We start from the raw sequence: 23,334 nt of genomic DNA, 5'->3' as shown, positions 1-23,334 counted from the left end.
AGTTCATGATCAATAATCTCTGACGGAGGTGGACATGAGCTGGGTGTCGTGGATGCTGGGGAACCCGTTGCCGTTCCCGGTCGCCCTCGCGGTCGACGGCGCGCTGCTCGCCGCGGCCGTCGTCGCCGGGCTCCTGTGGTGGGACGGCCGACGTGCCGTCGTGCCGAGCTCGGCAGGGCGGCGCGCGGTGCGGCACTCCGCGGTGACGAGCGCCGGCTCGGGTCTGCTCGTCGCCGCGGGGGTCCTGCTGCCGTCGCTGTACTGGTACCTCGGGCTCGTCCCGCTCGGCGCGCGGACGACGGCGGTGCTGCCGCTCGTCGCGCTCGTCGGCGCCCTGGCCGTCCACGCGGTGGGCGAGCTCACGTGGCCGCGCCCGACGCACCGCCAGCGCGAGGCGCGGCTCGTCGCGCGCTCGACGGCCGACGTCGTCCCGACGCTCACCCGTCGCCTGACGTGGACCTGGGCCGGGGGCCTCGTCGTCGCGAGCGTGGCGTTCGGCCTCCTGTCCGACGGCCCGCGCTCGATCTCCCGCGTCGTCGGCCGGTACGAGGCGTACACCGTCGCACCCTTCCCCGGGTGGCTGTGGACGGTACCGCTCCTGGTCGGGACGGTCGTCGCCGTCGTGGCCTCGGAGGTAGTGCTGCGCCTCGTCGCGTCGCGACCGGCGGTCGAGGACGTGGACGAGCGGTGGGACATGTGGCTGCGCCGCCGGGTCGCCCGCCGCGTCGAGCGTGCGACCCAGCTCGTCCTGGGCCTGACGCTCGGCGGGCTCGTCGCGCTGGCCGGGCTCTCGTTGCGCTGGCTGGGGCTGGGGAACGGCGACGGCGTGCGGAGGGGGCCCGGGCTCAGCCCGGGACACCTCCAGGCCGGGAACGCCCTGCTCCTCGTGGCGCTGGCGGTCATGGTGGTGGCGGTCGTGGTCCTGCTCTGGCCGGCCCGCGACCCTGCGCCGACGGCGGCGCCCGCGCGCGAGCCGGCGGGGGCGGTCGCGTGAGCCTCGCCGTCCGCATCGACCTGGACTCCCCGACGCCGCACTACGAGCAGCTCCGCGCCCAGCTCGCGGCCCTCGTCACGGCGGGCGACCTCGCCGACGGGCAGCGCCTGCCCACGGTGCGGGCGCTCGCGAACGACCTGGGGATCGCGCCGGGCACGGTCGCGCGGACCTACCGCGACCTGGAGGCCGCCGGGCTCGTCACGACGCGGCGACGGGTCGGGACCCTCGTGACGGCTCCGGCCGCGACGCTGTCGCGTGCGGCGGTGACGGACGCGGCGGCGCGCTTCGTCCGCCTGGCACGCGACCACGCGCTGACGGACACCGAGATCCGTGACGTCGTCGCGGCGGCGCTGCTCGTCGAGGGGCGGCCCGACGACGACCGGTCCGGTGACGACCTGTCCGCGACGGTCTCAGCCGGCTGACGTGCCGTCCGCCGTCGTGCCGGCCACGGTGCTGACCTCGGCGCCGGCCTCGGCCCCGACCTCTGTGCCCGCCCCTGTGCCGACCGCTGTCCGGGACCGGGCCACGCGCCGCGTGCGCAGCGCCGACGGCAGGCCGAGGCTCGCGAGCAGCGCGTCCGCGGCGGCCGCGAGCAGCACGGTCGTGAGCACCTGCACGACGACCGTCGCGACGATCTCGAGCGGGCCGACGAGCGCGCGCCAGGCGACGATGCCCGGCTGGCCGACGACGGCCTGCGCGGCCGTGTAGACGACCTGCTCGCCGAGCGTGAGCAGGGCGAACGCGACGCAGAAGAGCAGCACGGCGCTCCACCGGCTGCGCCACAGCATGCCGACCGCGCCCACGAGGCCGCCGAACCGCCGGCCGGGGTCGAGCATGAGCTCCCACGCTCTGCGCGCGCCGCTCTCGCCGAGCGTCCGGTTGAACCGGTCGACGACGCGCGTCGCGCGGCCCGCCGGCTCGCCGCCGCCCTGCGTCGCGTGCGCGGGGTCGACGACGTCGATCGCCTCGACGCCGTAGACGATCGTGCCGAGGGTGAGCCAGGCGAGCGGCACGACGAGGCCGGTGACGACGCCCGCGAGGAGGAGCGACGTCGTCGGGCCCAGGGCGTCGACGAGCGGCTTGAGCACGTCGACGCGCGCCACCACGCCGTCCCACCACGTCGTGGTCTCGACGACGACGACGCGCGACGTCCACCACTCGCGCACGCGGCCGACGACGGCGGTCACGGTGAACGCGCCGACGACGATCCACACGACCTCGCAGTAGCCCGCCGCGATGCGGACCGCGGCAGAGCGTGCGCTGCGCCGCGTGTCGCCGCCCGCGGCGGAGATGCCGCGGTCGACGCGCTTGGCGAGACGTTCGAGCAGCGTCCGGGCGAGCAGCGCGCCCCCGACGACGAGCACGACCGTGAGCCCGAAGCCCTCGGGGATCGGGCTCGCCGTCTCGATCCCCGACCCGGCCGCGAACGCGTGGTCGAGCGCCGCGGAGTCGATGTACGACTGCCAGTCGGACGAGAGGCCGCCGTAGAACTCGTAGATGACGAGGTACGGGACGAGGACCGACGCGATCGAGCCGAGGAGCGCCCGGACCTCGAGGCGGTCGCGCTCCGTCCGCGGCTCGCGGCGCAGGACGTGCAGCATGACGACGATCCCGACGACCGTCGCGAGCGGCGAGAAGCACAGCACGAGCAGGCCGAGCACGCCGGACGACGGGGCGACCGCGAGCGCCGCCCGCAGCGCGAGCTCGTGCACGACCTCGGCGAGGAGCGCGACCGCGACGAGCGCGGGCCAGTGCCGGGACAGCAGGCGGCCGGCGTCGGCGAGGACGCGCACGCCGGATCGCAGGACCGGGTCCTGGGGGACCGGCGTGGCGCTCGCAGGGGTTGCCGGTGGGGCCGTCACGCGCGCCAGGGTACCGGGGCGGGAGTGCCGGGCGCTGCCGGCCCGCGAGCGCCTCGCCCGCGGGCGGTGGCGATCACGTCGGCGGGGCGGACGGGTCGGCTCCGAGGGCTCCCCGCACGATCGCGCGGGCGAGGCGGCGGGTCGTCTCGCGGTCGACGTCTCCCGGGGCGTTGACCAGGGAGAACAGCGCGCCGCCGTAGAGGGTGACGAGCAGGGGGATCGCGTCGGGCGGGACGTCGAGCCCCAGCGTGGCGTGCTCGTCGGCGGTGAACGCGGTCGCGACGGAGCCGAGCCGCGCCAGCGCCGTGGCGAGCGCCGGGCGGCGGCGCGCCTCGAGCTGGAGCTCGAAGATCGCGAGGTACCGCTCGCGCGACGTCGTGACGGCGTCCTCGAGGGATGCGGCGAGGAGCTCGGTCAGCGGCTCCGGGGAGCCGGAGACGTCGAGCGTCCGGTCGATCCGCCGCATGGCGGCGAGGTGCAGGTCGACGACGCGCTCGGCCGCGGCGACGAGGAGCTCCTCCCTGCTGCGGACGTAGTTGGCCGCGGTCCCTGCCGGGAGCCCTGCGGCGCGCTCGACCGTGCGGTGGGTGAGGCCGTGCACGCCGTCCGTGGCGAGGAGGGCGACGGCGGCGTCCGCGAGAGCGGCCCGCCGCCCGGGGTTGGTCCTCGGCATGACTGCCAGTATGGCAACATCGGTACTACAACGCCCGTAGTGGTATGCGCGCTCGGGCTCGTCGACCTGGAGGCACCCATGACCCCTACCGCGATCGTCGTCGGAGCCGGGATCGCCGGTCTCGCGTCCGCGATCTCTCTCGCGGGCACGGGGTGGGGCGTCACCGTCCTCGAGCGCTCGCCCGCGCTGGGCGAGGTCGGCGCGGGTTTCGCCATGTCGCGCAACGCGGTCGCGGCGTTCCGCGGCCTCGGGTTCGACGACGACGCCGTCGCCCGGCTCGGGTACGCGACCTGGGCGGGCGGGACGTGGGACCTCCACGGGCGCCCGATCCTCACGCTGCCCGGCACCCCCGAGGTGCGCGCGTCCGTCGGGCTGGTCGGCGTCCACCGGCGTCGGCTCCACGAGGCGCTGCACCGCCGGGCGACCGACCTGGGCGTCGAGATCGTCACGGCGACGCCGGTGACCGCGCTGGATCCCGGCGACCCCGCCGGGTCGCCCGCCGTCGTCGCGGGTCGGGAGGCGGACCTCGTCGTCGGCGCGGACGGGATGCGCAGCGCCGTCCGCGCGACCCTGTTCCCGGCGAGCGTGCCGGTGTACAGCGGCTACTCGAGCTGGCGCGCGATCACCCCGGTGCCTGGGGCGCGGAGGCCCTGACCCAGTACTGGGGCGCGCACGCGGAGTTCGGCCTGCTGCGCACCGCCGCCGACGAGACCTACTGGTACGGCTACGTCGCGATGCCCGAGCGGACGCGGCTGGACGACGAGCTGGGCGCGGCCCGTGAGCGGTTCGCCGGGTGGGCGCCGCCGGTGCAGGAGGTCCTCGCCGCGACGTCGCCGGACGCCGTCCTGCGCCACGACGTGCACCACCTGCCCGGCGGCCTCCCGCGCTACGCGACGGGCCGCGTCGTCCTGGTCGGCGACGCCGCGCACGGCACGCTCCCGACGATGGGGCAGGGTGCGGCGACGGCGCTGGAGGACGGGCTGTGCGTCGGCCTCCTGGTCGGGTCGCCCGTCGCGGCGGGCGGTCGGCTCGCCTTGGCGCTCGCGGGGTACGACGCCGCGCGCCGGCCCCGGTGCCGGGCGCTCGCCCGGGCATCGGTCGCGACGGGTCGCTTCGGCTCGCACCTCGGCGGTGGCTGGCGGCAGACCGTCCGGAACGGGCTCATGCGCCTGACCCCGGCCTCCGCGGTCACGCGCGGGGCGCGCGCCGCGATGGGCTGGACCCCGCCCGATCCGGCACCCCCGGTGTGCTGACCCAGCGCCGACTCTCGCCGTCGGGTACGCCGAACCCGGGGTCCCTCCCCACGTCGCGACGATCGTGAGGAACGACCCCGGGCTCGAGCGGCGGCTACGACGCGCGCGACGCGAGGCGGGCGACGACGCGCTTGGCCTCCTTGCCGGCGAACCGGCGCGCGAGGACGCCGACGCCGGCGGCGACGGCCGCGAAGGTGACGGCGGAGACGATGCCGACCTCCTCGTCGTCGAGGTCCTTGGGGGCGTCGTGACCCGTGACCTTCGCCCAGACGAACGTGACGAGCTTCTGCGCCACCCAGCCCGCGGCGAACGTGAGGGCGACGGTGCCGACCTTCACGGCCAGGGTCTGCTCGGTCTCGGTCGTGTCGGCCACGAGGGTCCTCCGTGAGTCGGGGCGCCGGTCGGCGCGGGCGTGCTCCCACCGTAGTGCGAACGGTCGGCGCCCGCGTCGCGCGGCGCGCGCACGTGGCCACGGCCCGACGTCGCGAGACGCGAGAAGTGGCCCTCTGGACGCCACCGTGGAGGGCCACTTCTCGCCTCTCGTCACCGCCCTCGCGTCACTCCTGGCTCACCGCGTCGAGCACGGGCAGCCGGGCCGCGCGCGTCGCGGGCCAGACCGCCGCGACGACCCCGACGACGGCGGCGAGCGCGAGCATCGCCCCGAGCTGGGCCCACGGCACGGCGAGGGTCGTGAAGCCCTCGTCCGCGAGGACGGACGGGAGCGCGGCGGCCAGGCCGGTCCCCACGACCAGCCCGACCGCCGTCCCGAAGACCGCGACCAGCACGGACTCGACGACGATCGTCGTGGCGAGCTGGGCGCGCCCCAGCCCGACGGCGCGCAGGAGCCCGATCTCGCGCGTCCGCTCGACGACGGACAGGGCGAGCGTGTTGACGATCCCGAGCACCGCGACGAGCACGGACAGGCCGAGCAGCGCGTAGACGATCGCGAGGATCGACTCGACCTGGGACGCGACCTCCCCGGCGAACTCGTCGGCGTCGAGCACGCTCGCGACGACGTAGGGCGCGACGGCCTCGGTCACCGCGCCCCGCACGGCCGCGAGGTCGGCGCCCGGCTCGACGTCGAGGAACAGCATCTCGGGGGTCGTCGCGCCGACGGCCGAGGCGACGTCCGGCGGCAGGAGCATGTCGACCGAGAACGCGTGGGAGTCGATCACGGCGCCGATGCGGACGTCGTGCGCCGGGAGGTCGGGCCGGGTGGGGTCGGCGATCGTCACGACGTCGCCGAGCGCCCAGCCGTGCTCGTCGAGCGCGTCCGCCATGACGGCCGCCTCGCCGTGCGCGTACGCGTCGAGGTCGCCCTCGACGGCCGTCGTGCGGACCGAGCGGCCGAAGCCCTCGGCGGGGAACCCGACGACGAGCTGCGGCTCGCCGTCGACGACGACCTGCCCGTACGTCGTGAGGTCGACGGACGCGACGCCGGGCACGGCGCGCACGTCGGTCGCGACGCCCTCGGGCAGGTACGGGGTCGCGGACCGGACGACGAGGTCGGCGGCCGTCTCCTCGTCGACGATGCCGGTCACGGACTCGCGTGCCGAGAGCGCGAGGACGGACGTCGTCGACACGAGCGCCATCCCCACGACGAGCGCCCCTGCGGTCGCGGCCGTGCGCCGCGGCTGGCGCGTCACGTTGCCGCGCGCGAGCCCGCCGAGCGGCCGGACCAGCGCGACGAACGGCGCGGCGAGGACTCCGAGCACGGGACCGACCGCGAGCGGGGAGAGCAGCAGCACGCCCGCGATCACCCCGACGGCGCCGAGCCCGAGGAGCGGCGCGCCGCCGCTCCCGACCACCGCTGCGCCCACCACGAGACCGGTGCCGGCGAGCAGGGTCAGCGTCCCCGCAACCACCCGGGCGACGCCCGGGCCGGCTGGCCGCACGACGTCGGCCCGCATCGCCTCGACGGGCCGGACGAGCGCCGCGTGGCGCGCGGGCAGGGCTGCCGCCACGACCGAGACCACGACACCGACGACGAGCGGGACCACGATCCCGGCCGTCGTCACGGGCAGCGAGCCGGCGAGCTCCATGCCCACCGCGCCGAGCCCGGCCCGCGCGAGCTCGGCGAGCCCGAACCCGGCCGCGACGCCCAGCACCGCGCCGACGACCCCGACGACCGCGGCCTGCCCCAGCACCGAGGCGAACACCTGCCCGGGCGACACCCCGACGGCGCGCAGGAGCGCGAGCTCGCGCGTGCGGCGGCGCACGTGCATCGCGAACGTGTTGGTGATGATGAACGTGCCGACGAACAGCGCGAGCCCGGCGAACACGAGCAGGAACGTCGAGACGAAGCCGAGCTGGTCGGCGACGGCGCTGCTCGTCTCGTCGCGCAGCTCCGCGCCCGTCACGGCCTCGGCGCCGTCGGGCAGCGACGTCGCGACGGCGTCGCGCAGCGCCTCGGGCGAGACGCCGTCGGCGGCGTGCAGGGCGATCGACGGCACCATGCCGTCCGGCGCGTACGTCGCGGCCGCGGTCGCCGCGTCGAGCAGGACGATCGTCGCGCCCGCCATGGGCGCGGACAGCGAGAGCTCGCCGACCACGCGCACCGGGCGCACCGCGTCCCCGAGCACGACGTCGGTCGTGTCGCCCACGGCGAGCCCCGACGCCTCGAGCGTCGCGGACTCGAGCGCGACCTCGCCGCCGTTCTCCGGCGCCCGGCCGTCGACCACGCGCGGCCCGCGGTCGCGCGGGTCGTACCCGACCGCCATGCTCGGCGCCTGGGTGCTCAGCACCGCGGTGCCGTCGGCGCCCACCAGGACGGCGGGGCCGCTCACCTCCGCGAGCGCGAGGTCGACGTCGTCGCGCTCGTCGAGCGTGCCGGCCAGGTCGGCCGGGACGAGGCTCCGTGCGCCACCGAGCTGCGCGGACGACGACTCGAGCGCGGACCCGGCGGTGGCGGCGCCGCGCACGTACGCGTCGGCCTGGATCGACGACGCGACGATGCCGTCGAACGTCGACGCGAGCATCGCGCGCAGCGCGAACGTGCCCGTGACGAACGCGACGCCGATCGTCACCGCGAGCACGGACAGCACGAGCTGCGCGCCGTGCGCCCGCACGCCGCGCAGCGCGATCCGGCCCATCATCGGACGGCCGCCGGTTCGTGGGTGACCGGTGCGGCGTGTGCGCCCGCCGACGCCCCCGGCGTGAGGGAACCGAGCGTGTCGAGGACGGCCTGCGGCGTCGGGTCGCGCAGCTCGGTCACGAGGCGCCCGTCCGCGAGGAACAGCACGCGGTGCGCGTACGACGCCGCCGTCGGGTCGTGCGTGACCATGGCGACGGACTGGCCGAGGTCGTCCACCGAGGCGCGCAGGAAGCCGAGCACCTCCGCGGCGGCGCGCGAGTCGAGGTTGCCGGTCGGCTCGTCCGCGAACACGACCGCCGGCCGGGACACGAGCGCCCGCGCGCACGCGACGCGCTGCTGCTGCCCGCCCGAGAGCTCCGCCGGGCGGTGCCCGAGCCGCGGGCGCAGGCCGACGGCGTCGACCACGCGGTCGAACCACTCCCGGTCCACGGGCCGGCGCGCGACGGCGAGCGGGAGCACGATGTTCTCCTCCGCCGTGAGCGTCGGCACGAGGTTGAACGACTGGAAGACGAACCCGATGCGTGTGCGCCGCAGCCGCGTCAGGCGCCGCTCGCTCATCGCCGAGACCGTCTCGCCGTCCACGACGACGGTCCCCGCCGTGGGGGAGTCCAGCCCGGCGAGGCAGTGCATGAGGGTCGACTTGCCCGACCCGGACGGGCCCATGATCGCGGTCAGGCGTCCCCGTTCGAGGTCGACGTCGACGCCGTCCAGGGCGCGGACCGTCGCCTCGCCGCGCCCGTAGGTCTTCACGAGCCCCCGCGCGGTGGCGATCACGGGCCGCTCCGGCGTCGTCCCGGCGTCTCCCGCAGCGCTCTCGGCGTTCTCGGCGTTCTCGGTGGACGTCGCGACGGTCGTCGTCGCACCCGTCGTCCCAGGTCTGCTGCTCATCGGTCCTTCCCCTCCTGCGTCGTCGGCCGGGTGTCCCGGTCCGGTCGTCTCGACCCTCCCGCGGCGGTGCGCCCCGGGGCATCGGGGACCGGCCCGGAACCCCTCCCTGGTCGCCGCGGGGCCGCGCTCAGGGTTCTCTCAGGGGGATTCCCCAGGCGCGGCCCGGTGTAGGCTCGACGGGAACGACAGGGGAGCTCCTGGAGGAGCTGAGAGTGCGGACCACCGCAGACCCTCGAACCTGATCCGGTTAGCACCGGTGGAGGAAGTCGGGAATCTCGATCACCTGCTCGTGCGGTCGCCCGCGCTCGCGGGGCACGGTCGCGCGAGCCGGTGAACCCCTCCTGAACGTCCTGGGAGGACACATGCAGCGCACGACCGCCCGTACCCGCCGGAGCGCCCTCGTCACGGGCGCGGGCACGACCCTCGCCCTCCTCGCCCTCGCCGCGTGCAGTGGCGGCGAGGACGCGACCTCAGGCTCCGGGGGCGACGACACGTCGTCGGGCACCGGGGGCACGGTCACCCTGGTCACCCACGACTCCTTCGCCGTGAGCGACGAGGTGCTCGCCGCGTTCGAGGAGGAGAGCGGGCTCACCGTCGAGCAGGTCGCCCCCGGCGACGGCGGCGCGCTCGTCAACCAGCTGATCCTCACCAAGGACTCGCCGCTGGGCGACGTCGTGTTCGGGATCGACAACACGTTCGCCTCGCGGGCGATCGACGAGGGCGTCCTCGCGCCCTACACGCCGGAGGGCCTGTCCGACTCGGCGGCCTCGTACGCCGTCGGCGACGGCGACGAGCTCACGGCGGTCGACCTCGGCGACGTGTGCGTCAACGTCGACCACGCGTGGTTCGCCGACGCCGGGATCCCGGAGCCCGTCTCGCTCGAGGACCTCGCGAAGCCGGAGTACGAGGACCTCCTCGTCGTGACCAACCCGGCGACGTCGTCGCCCGGTCTCGCGTTCCTCCTCGCGACGATCGGCGCGTTCGGCGAGGACGGCTACGAGGACTACTGGGCCGACCTCCGGGACAACGGCGTCAAGGTCGTCGACGGGTGGTCCGACGCGTATTACGTCGACTTCTCCGGCTCCGAGGGCGCCGGGCCGCGCCCGCTCGTGCTGTCGTACTCGACGTCGCCCGCGTTCACGCTCACCGAGGACGGCTCCGCGTCCACGACCGGCGCGCTGCTCGACACGTGCTTCCGCCAGGTCGAGTACACGGGCGTGCTCGCGAACGCGAAGAACCCCGAGGGCGCGCAGCAGCTCGTCGACTTCCTCGTGAGCGAGGCGTTCCAGGCCGACGTCCCGGAGCAGATGTACATGTACCCCGCCGACGACTCCGTCGCGCTCCCCGACGGCTGGGCCGAGTTCGCCCCGCTCGCCGACGAGCCCTTCGAGGTCGCGCCCGCCGACGTCTCGGCGCACCGCGACGAGTGGATCAAGGCATGGACGGCCACGGTCGTCGACTGACGCCCGGTGCGCGCTGCGTGACCACGCCTCTACCTCGCGAGGTAGAGCCCCGGTCTGCCGAGGTAGAGCCGTGGTCGCGCGAGGTAGAGCCGTGGTGAGGGGTCGGGCGGTCTGGCGGGGCGGCGTCGGACGCGCGGTGCTGTGGGGTCTGGCGGCGGCGGTGCCGCTCGCGTTCCTCGGGGTGTTCTTCGCGTGGCCGGTCGTCACGCTCGTGGCGCGCGGGTTCGTCGGGGACGACGGCGGCCTCGACCTCTCGGGGTTCGCGGAGGTGTTCTCGCAGCCGCGGACGTGGCGGATCCTCGGCCTCACGCTCTGGCAGGCGGTGCTCGGCACGACGTTCTCGGTGCTGCTCGGCGTGCCCGGCGCGTACGTGCTGTACCGGTGCCGGTTCCCCGGGCGGCGGGTCGTGCGCGCGCTCGTCACGGTGCCGTTCGTGCTCCCGACCGTCGTCGTCGGCGTCGCGTTCCGGTCGCTGCTCGTGCAGGGCGGCCCGCTCGGGTTCCTGCGGCTCGACGAGACGTTCGCGGCGATCGTCGTCGCGCTCGTGTTCTTCAACTACTCGGTCGTCGTGCGCACGGTCGGCGGGCTGTGGGAGCACCTCGACCCGCGCGCCGAGCAGGCCGCCCGGGCGCTCGGCGCGACGCCGTGGCGCGCGTTCCGCACCGTGACCCTCCCGGCGCTGACTCCCGCGATCGCGAGCGCCGCGTCGATCGTCTTCCTCTTCTGCGCGACGGCGTTCGGCGTCGTGCTCGTGCTCGGCGGCATCCGCTACGGGACGATCGAGACGGAGATCTGGATCCAGACCACCCAGTTCCTCGACCTGCGCACCGCGGCGGTGCTGTCGGTCGTGCAGCTCGTCGTCGTCGCGGCCGCGCTCACCGTCGCGAACCGCACGCGCGCGCGGCGCGAGCGGGCCCTGAACCTCTCGTCCTCCGCGTCGTCCGCGCACCCGCTGCGGCTGTGGCGCGACGGCCGCCCGACCGGCGACCTCGCCCCCGCGGCGCTCACCGCGGCCGTGGTCGTCGTGCTCGTCGGCCTGCCGCTCGGCACGCTCGTCGTGCGCTCGTTCCGCGTCCCGGGCGGCGGCTGGGGCCTCGACAACTACGCGAACCTCGGCACGACGGGCGGGCGCAACGCGCTGTCCGTCACGGTGTGGGAGGCGGCGGGCAACTCGCTGCGGACGGCGGCGCTCGCGACCGTGCTCGCCGTCGTGATCGGCGGCCTCGTGGCGCTCGTCGTGTCCCGGCGCCCGCGCTCGCGCGGGGGCCGTCGCGCGATCTCGGTGCTCGACTCGGTGTTCATGCTCCCGCTCGGGGTGTCCGCCGTGACCGTCGGCTTCGGCTTCCTCCTCACGCTCGACCGGCCGCTCGGTCTCGACGTCGACCTGCGCACGTCGGGACTCCTCGTGCCGATCGCGCAGGCGGTCGTCGCGACCCCGCTCGTCGTGCGCACGGTCCTGCCGACGCTGCGCGCGATCGACCCGCGCCTGCGCGAGGCCGCCGCGACGCTCGGCGCCGCCCCCGGCCGCGTGTTCCGCACGGTCGACGGGCCGATCGCCGCGCGGTCGCTCGGCCTCGCCGTCGGGTTCGCGTTCGCCGTCTCGCTCGGGGAGTTCGGCGCGACGTCGTTCCTCGCCCGCCCGGACAGCGCCACGCTGCCCGTCGTGATCTTCCGGCTCATCGGGCGCCCGGGGGCCGAGAACTACGGCATGGCGCTCGCGGCGAGCGTCGTGCTCGCGCTGCTCACCGCGACCGTCATGCTGCTCGCCGAGCGGTTGCGCGGCGACCGACCCGGAGGAGAGTTCTGATGGTGCAGACCGACCCCGCCCCCGCGCGCGCGGGCACGCCGGAGCCGTCGCGCGCCGGCCCCGGCACCGGGGAGGCCGCCGGGCTCGCGGTGCGCGACGTCGTCGTGCGGTACGGCGGGCGCGGCGCCGGGGGAGCGGGCACGGACCCCGGCACGACGGCGGTCGCGGGCGTCACGCTCGACGTCGCGCCCGGCGAGGTGCTCGCCCTGCTCGGGCCGAGCGGGTGCGGCAAGTCGAGCCTGCTGCGCGCCGTCGCGGGGCTCGAGCCGGTCGCCGCGGGCTCCGTGGCGTGGGACGGCCGCGACCTCACGGGAGTCCCCGTGCACCGGCGCGGGTTCGGGCTCATGTTCCAGGAGGGCCAGCTCTTCCCGCACCGCGACGTCGCGGGCAACGTCGCCTACGGGATCGCGGGTCTGCCGCGCGCCGCGCGCGACGCGCGCGTGACCGAGCTGCTCGACGTCGTCGGGCTGGCCGGGTACGAGCGGCGCGCCGTCGCGACCCTCAGCGGGGGCGAGCGCCAGCGGGTCGCGCTCGCGCGGTCGCTCGCGCCGCGCCCCCGCCTGCTCCTGCTCGACGAGCCGCTCTCCGCGCTCGACCGGGGGCTGCGCGAGCGCCTCGCGCTCGACCTGCGCGAGGCGCTGCGGGCGACCGGCACGACCGCCGTCTTCGTCACCCACGACCACGACGAGGCGTTCACCGTCGCCGACCGCGTCGCCGTCATGGACGCGGGCCGGCTCCTCCAGGTCGCGCCGCCCGAGGACCTGTGGCGAGCCCCCGCCTCGCGCCGCGTCGCGGAGTTCCTCGGCTACCAGGCGTTCGTCCCCCGCGGCGACGGGAGCGTGCTCGCGATCGGGCCGCGCGGGCTGCGGCTCGTGCCCGCGGAGGTCCCGGCGCCGTCCGACGACACGTGGGCCGCGACGGTCGTCGGCAGCGTGTTCCGGCGAGGAGCGGTCGAGGTCACGGTCGACGTCGTCCTCCCCGGCGCCGACCACGGCGCACCGGCCCGCCTCGTGGCGCTCGCGGGTGGCGGTGCCGACGCAGGGCACGAACCCGGTGCCCGCGTGCGCGTCGCGCCCGACCCGGCGGGCTGCGCCGTCGTCCCGGGCTGACCCCCACGCGGACGGCGCTCGCGGTCGTGCGACGGGCGAGAGAGCCGCAGCCGACCTAGCGTCGAGGGATGAGCGACGACGTGACGGCGGGGACGCATCCCCCGGAGAAGACCGGCGGCAAGGCCGCGAAGATCCTCTACCGCCCCGTGGGGCTCGCCAGCTCGATCGTGGGCGGGCTCGTCGCGGGGCAGGTGTTCAAGCAGGTCTACAAGCGCGTGACCCCGGGCCACCGGACGGACGCGCCCAAGCCGCTCGAGTCCGAGTACCGGCTGCGCGAGATCCTCGTCGCGGCGCTGATCCAGGGCGCCATCTTCGCGGCGGTCAAGGCACTCATCGACCGCGGTGGCGCCCGGGCGTTCGAGCGCTGGACGGGGGAGTGGCCCGGCGACTGACCTCACCCCTCTGGCCGAACACGACATGAGGGTCGTTGTCGGAGCCAGAACGACCTCCATGTCGTGCTCGACGGCGGGCCAGGACGTGGTCGGACACGGAGGCGGGGAGGTCTGTCGTCAGGTCAGGTCGGCGGCGTGGACGAGCAGCGCGACCTGCGTCCGGTTCTCCAGGCCGAGCTTGAGCAGCACGTTCGACACGTGCGCCTTCACCGTCGGGACGCTGAGGAACAGGGTCGCCGCGATCTCGGCGTTCGCCGCGCCGCGGCCCAGCTCGACCGCGACGTCGCGCTCGCGTCCGGTGAGCGCGTCGAGCGCCGCGCGGGCACGATCGCGCTCGCCGCCCGCGTCGGCGACCGACGTCATGAGCCGCCGCGCGATCTCCGGCGACAGGACCGGCTCGCCCGCGGCCGCCGCGCGCACCGCCGCCACGATCCGCTCCGGCGGCATGTCCTTGAGCAGGTAGCCGGACGCCCCGGCGTGCAGGGCGCCGACCACCTCCTCGTCGCTGTCGAACGTCGTGAGCACGACGACGGCGGGCGCGCCGGCCCTCGAACGCACCCGCCGCGTGGCCTCGATCCCGTCGACCCGCGGCATCCGCAGGTCCATGAGCACGACGTCGGTCGGGTGGGCGTCGAGCACCGACGTGACCTCGGCCCCGTCGGCGGCCTCGCCGACGACCTCGATCCCGTGCGCGCCGTCGAGCATGAGCCGCAGCCCGGCGCGGACGAGCGCGTCGTCGTCGACGATCACCAGCCGGGTGCGTGGCGCGTCGCCCGGTGCCCGCCCGTCCGCGCGCGCGCCGCCTCCGCGTCCACCCTGATCGCTCACGCGTCCCACGGTAGCCGGACATCGAGGACGAACCCGTCGTCCCGCGCTCCGGCGTCGAGCGTCCCGCCGAGCAGGTCGACCCGCTCGCGCAGCCCGACGAGCCCGGTGCCGGTGCCCTCTCCCGCCGCGTCCCGCGCTCCACCGACGCCACCGACCGCGACGAGGCGCGGACCGCCGTCGGACACCGTGACGCGTACCTCGCCCGCCCGGGCCGTGACCCGCAGCACGACCGGGCTGCCCGGCGCGTGCCGGCGGGCGTTCGTCAGCCCCTCCTGCGCGACGCGGTAGGCCGCGACCTCGACGGTCCGCGGCACGTCCGCCGAGCCCGACCGTTCGTAGGCGACGTCGCCGCCCGCCGCGCGCGCCTCGGCGACGAGGCGGTCGACGTCGTCGAGCGTGGGCTGCGGCGCGGGGGCGCCTCCGTCGACCTCGTCGGGGTCGGCGCGGAGCACCCGTACGACGTCGCGCAGGTCGCCGAGCGCGGAGCTCACCCCGGCCCGGACCAGGCCCGCGGCGCGGGCGAGCTGCGCCGGGTCGGCGTCGGGGCGGTACTCGAGCGCCCCCGCCGTCGCGGCGAGGAGCGAGAGGCGGTGGGCGAGGGTGTCGTGCATCTCGCGGGCGATCCGCGTGCGCTCCGCGACCCGCGCCTCCGCGACGCGGTGCTCCTGCTCGGCCTCGGCGCGCCGCGCGCGGTCGCGCAGGGACCACATGAGCTGGGCCCGCGCCTGCCAGTACAGCCCCCAGCCGAGCAGGGCGGCGTGCACCGCGAGGTCGCACAGGAGCCACCAGCCGAGCGGCAGCGCCTCCGGGCGCCACAGCGCCTGCACGGCGTGGCCGAGGAAGCCCGCGACCGCGACCGGGACCGCCGTGCGCGCCGGGTACCAGCGCGCGACCTGCAGGGTCGCGACCGTCGAGGCGGGGGTCGCCGCACCGGAGTACGCCGCGAGCGACGCGAGCATCAGGGCGCCGAGCACCGGCGCGTTGCGCGGGGACCGCGACCACAGGAGCGGGAGGACGGCGAGGGCCAGCGCCGCGACGGCGACGTCGATCGCGGGCTGCGCGCCCGGGTCGTCCTGGCCGACGATCCCGGCCGTCGCGAGCACCGTGAGCGCCGCGACGGCGAGCCACGCGAGGGCGAACGTCCACCACGGGACGAGCGGGCGGTTCCCGTCGCGGCGTGCGGCGGCCGTCGCGAGGACGGGGCGCCCGGGGTACGGAGGGCAGTCGGTGCGAGTGGTCATGCTCCGGACGCTAGGGGGCGCCGTCACGGTCGACCACCGACCAAGGTCGGGGGTCGGGGTCCGGCAGGAGGGGCAGGGGTGGACGCCGGTCGGGTCGCGCACCGACGTCCGGTCGGTGCGGCGGGAGCCCCGCCGCCGCGAGGGTGGACGACGTCGGCACCCCGCCGGCGGCGGCCTCGGCCGTGAGAGCACGCGGCACCGTCGCGTGACGAAGGAGGAGTGCCATGTCCACGACGCCGACCACCACGTACCGCACCTCGGACGTCCCCCGCCATCCCGGCTCGTCCACCGCGACCGTCGGGCGGCAGGTCCCCGGGGAGGTCCGACGCCGCGTCCCCCGCTGGTCCGTCCCGCTCGTCGCCGCGGCGGTCGCCGCCGTCGTCCTGCTCGTCGGGACGGCGCTCGGCGTCGACCCGGAGGTGCGTACCGCGACCGGCACCCAGACCGTCGGCGTCGTCGCCGCGGTCGTCACGGCGCTCGTCGTCGGGTACGCCGCGTGGGGCGTGCGCGCCCTGCTCGGCCGGCTGGCGTCCCGTCGCCCGCGGCGGGGCGAGCGCGCGTGGCTCGTGACGTGCGCCGTCGTGCTGCTCGTCTCGCTGCTCGGCCCGCTCGGCGCGGTGACGCCTGCCGCGGTGGCGCTCCTCGCCGTCGAGCACCTCGCGGTCGGCCTGACCCTCACGCTGGCCCTGCGCCGCTGACCTCCCCTCCGCCACCGGCCCCAGCCCCCCGCGGTTCAGCCGAGCACGATGTTGCTGTCGATTTCCGTCGGATGACGACAGGAACATCGTGCTCGACCGCGCGTGAGGTCGTGCTCGGCGGGACGATGAGTTCGCGCGGGCGCGAGGGTCTGCCCCGTCGTCTCGACCACCCGACCGGAAGGCCACTCCCATGAGCGCGACGCTCGTCTCCACCCTGTTCCTCTCGCTCGACGGCGTCGCCGAGATCGACCCGGCGTGGCACTTCCCGTACTTCGACGACAACATGGCCGCCGCCGTCGACGAGGACTACCAGGACGTCGACGCGCTGCTCCTCGGGCGGGTCACCTACGACAGCTTCGCCGGCGCGTGGCCCGAGCGGGAGACCGCCGGGGGCGAAGACGCGTCGTTCGCCGCGCGGCTCGGGGACATGCGCAAGATCGTCGCGACGCGCGGCGACCAGGACCTCGGGTGGCGGCACGTCGAGCGGATCGACGGCGACCTCGTCGACGCCGTCCGTGCGCTCAAGGAGGAGCCCGGACTGGGCAAGGTGCTCGTCGCGGGGTCGATCTCGGTGGTGCGCCAGCTCCTCGCCGCCGGGCTGCTCGACGAGCTGCGGCTCCTCGTCCACCCCGTCGCGGCCCGCTCGGGCGAACGGCTCTTCGACGAGGGCGAGCCCTACTACCCGCTCACGCTCCTGCGCTCCGAGACCTTCCCGACGGGCGTCGTGCGACTCGTCTACGCGCCCGCCGAGCCTCCGGCCGAGGTCACGTACGACGACGTCGCGGACAAGGTGCCGTCCGGGGACGCGGGCTGATCCCCGGCCCCGGGCTCGACGCGCGTCGCCTCCGTCGTGACGACCGCCGTCGATCACCGGGAACGGGGACGAGGTGCAAGGTCGCGGGGTGTCACCACACGTCCCGGGTATGAGCCGGACGACGCGCGTCGCGATCCTGGTCCAGGTGCTGGCAGGCATCCTCGTCGTGGGCGCGTGCGCGACGACGGGCTCGCAGCCGCCGGCCGACGTACCCACGCCGTCGGGAGCCCGGGGGGACGGCGACGCGGTCGCCCCGGCGGCGTTCGTCGACCGGGAGCCGCTCGACCTGTGCGGCGACGTCCGGCTCGACCAGGGGGAGAGCGTCCCGGACGACCTGTTCCGCTGCCTCGACGCCGCCGCCGCGACGGGTGCGGAGCTCGTGGTCACCATGCCGACGACGGAGGGCGACCCGATCGTGAGCTACTACCGGGTGGGGCCGCGGATCGACGGCGTCGAGATCTTCGTCGACGCGACCCGGGACGCGTACGGGCCGCGGGAGTGGGCGCACCTGCTCTGCCCGGACGCGACGTCGGCCGCGGCGCCGGGGACCTGCCAGGAGGCCTGAGCCCGCCCGACCACGACCCTGCGCGCCCGCGAGCACGACCTCGGTGTCGTCATCCGACGGATGACGACACCAAGGTCGTGCTCGGCGCGGGAGGGTGGGTCAGTTGCGCAGGTCGAGGTAGCGGTCGATGAGGGCCGCCGTCGACGGGTCCTGGGCGGCGAGGGCGTCCTCGTCGCCCGCGACGGCCGGCGCGATCTCGAGCGCGAGCTTCTTGCCGAGCTCGACGCCCCACTGGTCGAAGCTGTCGATGCCCCACACGACGCCCTGCACGAACGTGATGTGCTCGTAGAGCGCGATGAGCTGGCCGAGGACCGACGGCGTGAGGGCCGGCGCGAGGATCGACGTCGTCGGGCGGTTGCCCGGGAAGGTCCGCGCGGACACGAGCGCCTCCGCCGTCCCCTCGGCGCGGACCTCGTCGGCGGTCTTGCCGAACGCGAGCGCCTTGGTCTGGGCGAAGAAGTTCGCGAGGAACAGGCCGTGCACGTCCGCGCCGGGCTGGACCGCGCCGCCGTCACCGACCTCGTCCGTGAGCGGGTGCGCCGGGTTCGCGACGGCGATGAAGTCGGCCGGGATGAGGCGGGTGCCCTGGTGGATGAGCTGGTAGAACGCGTGCTGGCCGTTGGTGCCCGGCTCGCCCCAGAAGATCTCGCCCGTCTCCGTCGTGACCGGGGAGCCGTCCCACCGCACGCGCTTGCCGTTCGACTCCATGGTGAGCTGCTGGAGGTAGGCCGGGAAGCGGTGCAGGTACTGCGCGTACGGGAGCACGGCGTGCGTGTGCGCGTCGAGGAAGTTGACGTACCAGACGTTGAGCAGCCCCATGAGGACGGGGACGTTGCGCTCGAACGGCGTGCGGCGCACGTGCTCGTCGATCGCGTGGAAGCCCGCGAGCAGCTCGGCGAACCGGTCCGGCCCGATCGCGATCGCGAGCGACGTGCCGATCGCGGAGTCGACCGAGTAGCGCCCGCCGACCCAGTCCCAGAACCCGAACGCGTTCGCCGGGTCGATCCCGAACGCCGCGACCTTGTCGAGCGCGGTCGAGACCGCGACGAAGTGCTGCGCGACGGCGGCCTGCCGGGACTCGTCCGTGTCCTCGATCGCGCCGACCGCCGCGAGCTCCGTCCACAGCCAGTCCCGCGCGAGGCGCGCGTTGGTCAGGGTCTCGAGCGTGCCGAAGGTCTTGGAGGCGACGATGAACAGCGTCGTGCGCGGGTCGAGGCCCGCGGTCTTCTCCGCGACGTCCGTCGGGTCGATGTTCGAGACGAACCGGACCTCGATGTCCTCGTGCTTGTACGGCAGCAGCGCCTCGTACGCCATGACCGGCCCGAGGTCGGAGCCGCCGATCCCGATGTTCACGACCGTGCGCACGCGCTCGCCCGTGACGCCCGTCCACTCGCCCGAGCGCACCTTGTCCGCGAACGCGTAGACCTTGGCGAGCTCGCCGTGCACGTCCGCGTCGACGTCCTGCCCGTCGACGACGAGGTGCTCGTCGTCGCCCAGCGGGGTCGGCCGGCGCAGGGCCGTGTGCAGGACGGCGCGGTCCTCCGTGACGTTGATGTGCTCGCCCGTGAACATCGCCTCGAGGCGGTCGTCGAGGTGGACCTCCTCAGCGAGGCGCACGAGCAGCTCGAGCGTCTCGTCGGTGACGAGGTTCTTCGACAGGTCGACCGTGAGGTCGGCGGCCTGGTGCGTGAGACGGCGCGCGCGGTCCGGGTCCACCGCGAACCAGGTGCGCAGGTCCGGCTCCACGGTGTCACGGTGCACGGTGAGCGCGGTCCAGGACGGCGTGGTGGTGGGGTCGATCGGCGGCGGCACGGGCTGCGAGGTCATGACCACCAAACTACTGACCGACGTCGGCCCTCGCCCACCCCGACCGTCCCGCGGTCCATGGTCCGGTGGCCTCACGAACGGCCGCCGTCGGTCCCTGGACCCCGGGCCCGGGCGGACGTGGGTGGTCCGCGCGACGATGGTGGGCGTGCGCCGTGGCGGCGCGCACCGCGCGGCGACGGTGCCGCCGGGCCACCGACGGACACCGGAGGAGGAGACCATGGCCGAGGTCGTGCTGTTCCACCACGTGCAGGGACTGACCGAGGGCGTACGGACGATCGCGGAGACGCTGCGCGGCGCGGGGAACGTCGTGCACACGCCGGACCTGTTCGAGGGACGCACGTTCGCGACCCTCGACGAGGGCATGGCGCACGTGCAGGAGCTCGGGTTCGGCACGGTCCTGGAGCGCGGTCGGGCGGTGGCGGACGGATACGACCCCGCGGTCGTGTACGCCGGGATCTCGCTCGGCGTGCTCCCGGCGCAGATGCTCGCGCAGACGCGCGCGGGCGCGAAGGGCGCGGTGCTCCTGGAGGCGTGCGTGCCGGTCTCGGAGTTCGGCGAGGCGTGGCCCGAGGCCGTGCCCGTGCAGGTGCACGGCATGGACGGCGACCCGTCGTTCGCGGGCGAGGGGGACCTCGACGCCGCGCGCGAGCTCGTGGACTCCACGCCCGACGCCGAGCTGTTCGTCTACCCCGGCGACCGGCACCTGTTCACCGACCCGAGCCTGCCGTCGTACGAGCCGGGGGCCGCCGCGCTCGTCACCGAGCGGGTGATCCGCTTCCTCGACGGCATCCGCTGAGCGGCCGACGACGCGGCGGCCTCCGGGGTCACGCGGGTCGCGCCCGTCCTTCCCGGGGCGCGATCAGTCGCCGTCCTCCGACGTCGTCCTGCGCTGCCACGCGGCCCACACGCCCGCCGGTCGGAACCCGAGGGCGACGTTGATCGCGAGCATGTGGTCGTTCTCCTGCGCGTTCCACGTGTGGACGCGCCGGGTCGCGGGGCGCTCGCGCGCGAGCGCGTCGAGGTTGGCCACCTTGACGAGCATCCCGAGGCGGCGCCCCCGGTGCTCGCGGAGCACGAGGGTGTCCTCCTGGAACGCGAAGTCGTCCCGGTCGTGCGGGTACAGGAAGACGGTGAACGCGGCGAGCGTGCCGGTCGGCACGTGCTCCGCGGCGCTCACGAGGAACCCGTTGCGCTTCTCGGCCTGCTCGCCCACCCACGTGCGCACGCGCCGCGCGTCCCACGGGTCCTCGCCGAACTCGACGCCTCCCGTCGGCGCGTCGGTGCTCATGCGGGTGAACAGCACGGCCACCTGGTCGAGCCACTCCTCGGGGACCTCGTCGGTCCACGTGTGCACGCGGTAGTCCGGGCCGGCGTGCTCCCGCGCGGCGGCGCGGTGCGCGTCGAGGCCCGCGGGGTTGGCCGGGAGGTCGAGCACCGAGTGGCGCTCGACCTGCTCCAGGACGTACCCGTGGGCGCGCAGGAAGCGAGGACCGGGGGCGTCGGCGGGGACGCGGCCCGCGCCGGTGGTGGCGGCCAGCGCGTCCGGGCCGGGCGGCGGCTCCGTCCCGTGCGAGGTGTTCGAGAGGAGCACCGTGCGCCCGGCGTCCGCGGCGAGGCGCTCGGCGAGCGCGAGCAGCGGCGTCCCGATGCCGCGACCCCGCTCCTGCGGGCGGACCACGGCGAACGCGTCGCTCAGGTGCGCGTTGCTCGTCGTGGGCTGGAGCACGAACAGGTACGCGACGACGTCGTGCACCGCGGGCGGGACGCCGTCGGCGATCAGGGCGCGCGCGGCGGCGGAGCGCACGACGACGAAGCGGCGCTTGGCCGCGTACTCCTGGTGGTCCATCCCGGAGAGCACGTCGCGCGGTCGCAGCGCGAGGTCGTCGTACCCGTGGACCTCCAGCTCGTGCTCCCGGCCGACGTCCGCGACGGCGTGGTAGGCCCACGCGTCGGCGTCGTCGAGCGACGCGGGGTGCGGGGCCTCGACGAGCGTGTACCCCGGCGGGAGGGGCACCTCGGGGGCGGTGCGGGCGACGCTGCTCATGCGGTCCAGCGTGACCGCGGCGCGTCCGGGGTGTCCACGCTTTTGGCGGCGGCCCGCGGGACCGGGCGACGACGGCCGGGACGACGACGGCCCGGGCTCCGCCAGGGAGCCCGGGCCGGGGACGCCGTCGGTCGCGGCGGTCGCGCGCCGCCTACTTGCGCGCCGAACGTCCTGCGATCGCGCCCCAGATGAGCAGCACGAGCAGCGAGCCGACGAAGGCCCAGAACCACGTGGTGAGCGAGAAGAACTCGTCGTTGGCGTCCGCGCCGAACAGCGCGCCGCCGATCCACCCGCCGAGGAGGGCACCCAGCACACCCACGATCAGCGTGACGATCCAGCCCCCTGCTGCCTTGCCCGGCAGGATGGCGCGTGCGATCGCGCCCATGATGAGGCCGATGAGGATCCACCCGATGAAGCTCATCCCTGTCTCCGTTCTCTGGGGGACGAAACGGTCATACGGCGTAACTGCCCCGTATGCCTGACTTCACGGTGGCACGGGGCGGGGCGGTTCGCACGCCGGGAGCCGCGCGCGTGGTCGCTAGGCTCGGGGGATGGCGACGACGGAGGCGACGAGCGCGCGCGTCGACAGCTGGCTCTGGGCGGTCCGGGTGTTCAAGAGCCGCTCGCAGGCGACCGCGGCGGTCAAGGCCGGGCACGTGCGGGTGAACGGAGAGCGCGCGAAGCCGGCGACGAGCGTCAAGGTCGGCGACCGCGTCGTCGTGCGCGGCGGCCCGGCCGAGCGGATCCTCGTCGTGGAGAAGGTGCTGGTGAAGCGCGTCTCCGCGCCTCTGGCCGCACAGGCCGTGGTCGACCAGAGCCCGCCCCCTCCGCCCCGGGAGCTGACCGTCCGCGTCGCGGTCCGCGAGCGTGGCGCGGGCCGCCCGACGAAGCGCGAGCGCCGCGACCTCGACCGCCTCCGCGGCCGCGGCTGACGCCGCTTCGGCGAGCGGCCCAGGACCGAGCGGCAGACGCGTGCGGCCGGGAGACGCACGCGCAGGTGCGTCTCCCGGCCGCGAGTGTGCAGCGCTCGGTGAAGAGGTGTCAGGTCAGCAGGCGCCGAGGTCCTTCCAGACGCCCCACTGGCCGCTCTGGGCGGGGTTCTCGCCCGTCGTCCACCACTTGGCCTGGTAGTTGCGGCCCTCGTGCGAGACGTTCGCGCCGCCGACGTACACCGACCCGGCGGCCCAGGCGGGCGCGGTGCACTCGCCGGGCTCGGGGTCAGTGGGCTCGGGGTCCGGGTCGCCCGGGTCCGTGCCGCCGGCGCCGATCTTGAGGTCGACGCAGTTGTAGAACGCGTTCACCGTGTTCGACACGTTCCAGCGCGCGAGGATCGTGTGGTTGCCCTCGGGCAGACCGGTCAGCGTGTGGGAGATGTTGCTCGGGGGCTGTGCGCCGCCCTGGTTGAACGTCTTGAAGAGCACGCCGTCGACGAAGTACTCCCACGTGCTCGTGTTGTGCGCCGCGGTGAGGTTCCACTGGAAGGTCACCGACGTGCCGGTCTGCGTGCGCGGCCACGGCTTGCTCGTGTCGTCGAGGATGCTGAACCCGCTGCCGCCGGAACACTTCATCGAGCCCTTGGGCGCCTCGACGGACTGCGGCTCGTACTTGATGCCGCCGCAGTCGAAGGACGTCGTGCCCTTCGCGCAGTGGTCCTGCCGGCTGGGCGGGGACGTGATCCAGCCGTGCGCGCTCGCGCTGGGGGCGATGGCCACGGGGGCGATGATCGCGACCGCGCCGACGACGGCCGCCAGGAGTACCGCTCTCAGTCTTCGCATGAGTTGT

The 23,334-nt window shown here is 75.4% G+C and carries 24 protein-coding genes and 1 riboswitch; of the genes, 13 read left to right on the top strand and 11 right to left on the bottom strand.

The genetic code is table 11. From position 1 onward, the window contains the following. Nucleotides 1–34 precede the first annotated feature (34 nt). Both NHH00_RS16440 and NHH00_RS16435 read left to right on the top strand, forming a co-directional pair. A complete protein-coding gene (locus NHH00_RS16440) occupies nt 35–994 on the top strand; it encodes a hypothetical protein (protein ID WP_253054210.1) in 960 nt (319 codons plus the stop codon). Beyond that, entirely contained in the window at nt 991–1,416 is a 426-nt protein-coding gene (locus NHH00_RS16435; RefSeq protein ID WP_253054208.1) for a GntR family transcriptional regulator, read from the top strand. The genes NHH00_RS16440 and NHH00_RS16435 overlap by 4 nt, the downstream gene beginning before the upstream one ends. Here the strand turns inward: NHH00_RS16435 and NHH00_RS16430 are convergent. Beyond that, entirely contained in the window at nt 1,405–2,856 is a 1,452-nt protein-coding gene (locus tag NHH00_RS16430; protein ID WP_253054206.1) for a hypothetical protein, read from the bottom strand. The two genes, NHH00_RS16435 and NHH00_RS16430, sit on opposite strands and share 12 nt — an antisense overlap. A gap of 73 nt (nt 2,857–2,929) precedes the next feature. Further along, nucleotides 2,930–3,529, bottom strand: coding sequence for a TetR/AcrR family transcriptional regulator (locus NHH00_RS16425; protein WP_253054204.1), 600 nt, complete (start codon nt 3,527–3,529; stop codon nt 2,930–2,932). 78 nt (nt 3,530–3,607) lie between these two features. Here NHH00_RS16425 and NHH00_RS16420 point away from each other — a divergent pair, with 78 nt between their 5' ends. Then, nucleotides 3,608–4,183, top strand: coding sequence for an FAD-dependent oxidoreductase (locus NHH00_RS16420; RefSeq protein ID WP_253054202.1), 576 nt, complete (start codon nt 3,608–3,610; stop codon nt 4,181–4,183). Between the two features lie 80 nt (nt 4,184–4,263). Further along, nucleotides 4,264–4,782, top strand: a complete 519-nt coding sequence (locus NHH00_RS16415) for an FAD-dependent oxidoreductase (protein WP_253054200.1) — start codon at nt 4,264–4,266, stop codon at nt 4,780–4,782. Nucleotides 4,783–4,876: 94 nt separating this feature from the next. Here NHH00_RS16415 and NHH00_RS16410 read toward each other — a convergent pair whose 3' ends face one another. The 3 genes from NHH00_RS16410 to NHH00_RS16400 form a co-directional block, all read right to left on the bottom strand. Beyond that, nucleotides 4,877–5,155: a DUF4235 domain-containing protein gene (locus NHH00_RS16410; protein ID WP_253054198.1), complete on the bottom strand. Its 279-nt coding sequence runs from the start codon at nt 5,153–5,155 to the stop codon at nt 4,877–4,879. Nucleotides 5,156–5,339: 184 nt separating this feature from the next. Further along, nucleotides 5,340–7,874 carry an ABC transporter permease gene (locus tag NHH00_RS16405; protein ID WP_253054196.1) on the bottom strand — a complete coding sequence of 845 codons (2,535 nt, stop codon included), beginning with the start codon at nt 7,872–7,874 and terminating at the stop codon, nt 5,340–5,342. Next, complete coding sequence (locus NHH00_RS16400) at nt 7,874–8,764, bottom strand: ABC transporter ATP-binding protein (protein ID WP_253054194.1); 891 nt, start codon at nt 8,762–8,764, stop codon at nt 7,874–7,876. Before NHH00_RS16400 ends, NHH00_RS16405 begins: the two co-directional genes overlap by 1 nt. A gap of 177 nt (nt 8,765–8,941) precedes the next feature. After that, a riboswitch (TPP riboswitch) is annotated at nt 8,942–9,046 on the top strand. Nucleotides 9,047–9,126: 80 nt separating this feature from the next. On the opposite strand from NHH00_RS16400, the gene NHH00_RS16395 reads away from it, so the two are divergent. The 4 genes from NHH00_RS16395 to NHH00_RS16380 all read left to right on the top strand — a co-directional run bounded on the left by NHH00_RS16395 (nt 9,127) and on the right by NHH00_RS16380 (nt 13,535). Further along, nucleotides 9,127–10,227 (top strand): thiamine ABC transporter substrate-binding protein, encoded by a 1,101-nt coding sequence (locus tag NHH00_RS16395; protein ID WP_253054192.1) that lies wholly within the window; start codon nt 9,127–9,129, stop codon nt 10,225–10,227. Nucleotides 10,228–10,318: 91 nt separating this feature from the next. Continuing rightward, entirely contained in the window at nt 10,319–12,034 is a 1,716-nt protein-coding gene (locus tag NHH00_RS16390; protein ID WP_253054190.1) for an ABC transporter permease, read from the top strand. After that, a complete protein-coding gene (locus NHH00_RS16385; RefSeq protein WP_253054188.1) occupies nt 12,034–13,143 on the top strand; it encodes an ABC transporter ATP-binding protein in 1,110 nt (369 codons plus the stop codon). Before NHH00_RS16390 ends, NHH00_RS16385 begins: the two co-directional genes overlap by 1 nt. 68 nt (nt 13,144–13,211) lie before the next feature. Next, nucleotides 13,212–13,535 (top strand): DUF4235 domain-containing protein, encoded by a 324-nt coding sequence (locus tag NHH00_RS16380; protein ID WP_155100015.1) that lies wholly within the window; start codon nt 13,212–13,214, stop codon nt 13,533–13,535. Between the two features lie 117 nt (nt 13,536–13,652). Here NHH00_RS16380 and NHH00_RS16375 read toward each other — a convergent pair whose 3' ends face one another. After that, nucleotides 13,653–14,363 (bottom strand): response regulator, encoded by a 711-nt coding sequence (locus NHH00_RS16375; protein ID WP_374615145.1) that lies wholly within the window; start codon nt 14,361–14,363, stop codon nt 13,653–13,655. Continuing rightward, the gene (locus NHH00_RS16370; protein ID WP_253054186.1) at nt 14,360–15,604 is read right to left on the bottom strand and encodes a sensor histidine kinase; all 1,245 of its coding nucleotides are present in this window, start codon (nt 15,602–15,604) and stop codon (nt 14,360–14,362) included. The genes NHH00_RS16375 and NHH00_RS16370 overlap by 4 nt, the downstream gene beginning before the upstream one ends. Nucleotides 15,605–15,828: 224 nt before the next feature. Between NHH00_RS16370 and NHH00_RS16365 the strand changes: the two genes are divergently transcribed. The 3 genes from NHH00_RS16365 (at nt 15,829) to NHH00_RS16355 (ending at nt 17,681) form a co-directional block, all read left to right on the top strand. Further along, nucleotides 15,829–16,302 (top strand): DUF6069 family protein, encoded by a 474-nt coding sequence (locus NHH00_RS16365; RefSeq protein ID WP_253054184.1) that lies wholly within the window; start codon nt 15,829–15,831, stop codon nt 16,300–16,302. A gap of 190 nt (nt 16,303–16,492) precedes the next feature. Then, nucleotides 16,493–17,116, top strand: coding sequence for a dihydrofolate reductase family protein (locus tag NHH00_RS16360; RefSeq protein ID WP_253054182.1), 624 nt, complete (start codon nt 16,493–16,495; stop codon nt 17,114–17,116). A 109-nt stretch (nt 17,117–17,225) separates the two neighbouring features. Continuing rightward, on the top strand, nt 17,226–17,681 hold the full coding sequence (locus tag NHH00_RS16355; protein ID WP_253054180.1) for a hypothetical protein: 456 nt from the start codon (nt 17,226–17,228) through the stop codon (nt 17,679–17,681). A 99-nt stretch (nt 17,682–17,780) separates the two neighbouring features. Here the strand turns inward: NHH00_RS16355 and pgi are convergent, their stop codons facing one another. Further along, nucleotides 17,781–19,508: a glucose-6-phosphate isomerase gene (pgi, locus tag NHH00_RS16350; RefSeq protein ID WP_253054178.1), complete on the bottom strand. Its 1,728-nt coding sequence runs from the start codon at nt 19,506–19,508 to the stop codon at nt 17,781–17,783. Between pgi and NHH00_RS16345 the strand changes: the two genes are divergently transcribed. Further along, nucleotides 19,507–20,304: a dienelactone hydrolase family protein gene (locus tag NHH00_RS16345; protein WP_308202335.1), complete on the top strand. Its 798-nt coding sequence runs from the start codon at nt 19,507–19,509 to the stop codon at nt 20,302–20,304. The two genes, pgi and NHH00_RS16345, sit on opposite strands and share 2 nt — an antisense overlap. Before the next feature lie 63 nt (nt 20,305–20,367). Here NHH00_RS16345 and NHH00_RS16340 read toward each other — a convergent pair whose 3' ends face one another. Together NHH00_RS16340 and NHH00_RS16335 are read right to left on the bottom strand one after the other, a co-directional pair. Continuing rightward, nucleotides 20,368–21,552 (bottom strand): GNAT family N-acetyltransferase, encoded by a 1,185-nt coding sequence (locus NHH00_RS16340; protein ID WP_253054174.1) that lies wholly within the window; start codon nt 21,550–21,552, stop codon nt 20,368–20,370. Between the two features lie 151 nt (nt 21,553–21,703). After that, nucleotides 21,704–21,973: a GlsB/YeaQ/YmgE family stress response membrane protein gene (locus NHH00_RS16335; protein WP_253054172.1), complete on the bottom strand. Its 270-nt coding sequence runs from the start codon at nt 21,971–21,973 to the stop codon at nt 21,704–21,706. Nucleotides 21,974–22,103: 130 nt separating this feature from the next. Between NHH00_RS16335 and NHH00_RS16330 the strand changes: the two genes are divergently transcribed. Then, nucleotides 22,104–22,484, top strand: a complete 381-nt coding sequence (locus NHH00_RS16330; RefSeq protein WP_253054170.1) for an RNA-binding S4 domain-containing protein — start codon at nt 22,104–22,106, stop codon at nt 22,482–22,484. 114 nt (nt 22,485–22,598) lie between these two features. On the opposite strand, the gene NHH00_RS16325 is transcribed toward NHH00_RS16330, so the two are convergent. Further along, a complete protein-coding gene (locus NHH00_RS16325) occupies nt 22,599–23,327 on the bottom strand; it encodes a lytic polysaccharide monooxygenase (protein ID WP_253054168.1) in 729 nt (242 codons plus the stop codon). Nucleotides 23,328–23,334 lie beyond the last annotated feature (7 nt).

Origin of the sequence: Cellulosimicrobium cellulans, from assembly GCF_024124905.1 — a bacterium.
In the GTDB taxonomy this organism is placed as follows: Bacteria; Actinomycetota; Actinomycetes; order Actinomycetales; family Cellulomonadaceae; genus Cellulosimicrobium; species Cellulosimicrobium cellulans_G.
This window is presented reverse-complemented; position numbering and strand designations above follow the sequence as displayed.

Bases quoted from the DNA above. Each gene is read 5' to 3' on its own strand.
- NHH00_RS16370 (WP_253054186.1), bottom strand. From the start codon at position 15,604: ATGACCACTCGCACCGACTGCCCTCCGTACCCCGGGCGCCCCGTCCTC.
- NHH00_RS16340 (WP_253054174.1), bottom strand. From the start codon at position 21,552: ATGAGCAGCGTCGCCCGCACCGCCCCCGAGGTGCCCCTCCCGCCGGGG.
- NHH00_RS16425 (WP_253054204.1), bottom strand. From the start codon at position 3,529: ATGCCGAGGACCAACCCCGGGCGGCGGGCCGCTCTCGCGGACGCCGCC.
- pgi (WP_253054178.1), bottom strand. From the start codon at position 19,508: ATGACCTCGCAGCCCGTGCCGCCGCCGATCGACCCCACCACCACGCCG.
- NHH00_RS16355 (WP_253054180.1), top strand. From the start codon at position 17,226: ATGAGCCGGACGACGCGCGTCGCGATCCTGGTCCAGGTGCTGGCAGGC.
- NHH00_RS16380 (WP_155100015.1), top strand. From the start codon at position 13,212: ATGAGCGACGACGTGACGGCGGGGACGCATCCCCCGGAGAAGACCGGC.
- NHH00_RS16405 (WP_253054196.1), bottom strand. From the start codon at position 7,874: ATGGGCCGGATCGCGCTGCGCGGCGTGCGGGCGCACGGCGCGCAGCTC.
- NHH00_RS16360 (WP_253054182.1), top strand. From the start codon at position 16,493: ATGAGCGCGACGCTCGTCTCCACCCTGTTCCTCTCGCTCGACGGCGTC.
- NHH00_RS16325 (WP_253054168.1), bottom strand. From the start codon at position 23,327: ATGCGAAGACTGAGAGCGGTACTCCTGGCGGCCGTCGTCGGCGCGGTC.
- NHH00_RS16400 (WP_253054194.1), bottom strand. From the start codon at position 8,764: ATGAGCAGCAGACCTGGGACGACGGGTGCGACGACGACCGTCGCGACG.
- NHH00_RS16330 (WP_253054170.1), top strand. From the start codon at position 22,104: ATGGCGACGACGGAGGCGACGAGCGCGCGCGTCGACAGCTGGCTCTGG.
- NHH00_RS16365 (WP_253054184.1), top strand. From the start codon at position 15,829: ATGTCCACGACGCCGACCACCACGTACCGCACCTCGGACGTCCCCCGC.
- NHH00_RS16420 (WP_253054202.1), top strand. From the start codon at position 3,608: ATGACCCCTACCGCGATCGTCGTCGGAGCCGGGATCGCCGGTCTCGCG.
- NHH00_RS16335 (WP_253054172.1), bottom strand. From the start codon at position 21,973: ATGAGCTTCATCGGGTGGATCCTCATCGGCCTCATCATGGGCGCGATC.
- NHH00_RS16345 (WP_308202335.1), top strand. From the start codon at position 19,507: ATGACCACCAAACTACTGACCGACGTCGGCCCTCGCCCACCCCGACCG.
- NHH00_RS16440 (WP_253054210.1), top strand. From the start codon at position 35: ATGAGCTGGGTGTCGTGGATGCTGGGGAACCCGTTGCCGTTCCCGGTC.
- NHH00_RS16395 (WP_253054192.1), top strand. From the start codon at position 9,127: ATGCAGCGCACGACCGCCCGTACCCGCCGGAGCGCCCTCGTCACGGGC.
- NHH00_RS16415 (WP_253054200.1), top strand. From the start codon at position 4,264: ATGCCCGAGCGGACGCGGCTGGACGACGAGCTGGGCGCGGCCCGTGAG.
- NHH00_RS16385 (WP_253054188.1), top strand. From the start codon at position 12,034: ATGGTGCAGACCGACCCCGCCCCCGCGCGCGCGGGCACGCCGGAGCCG.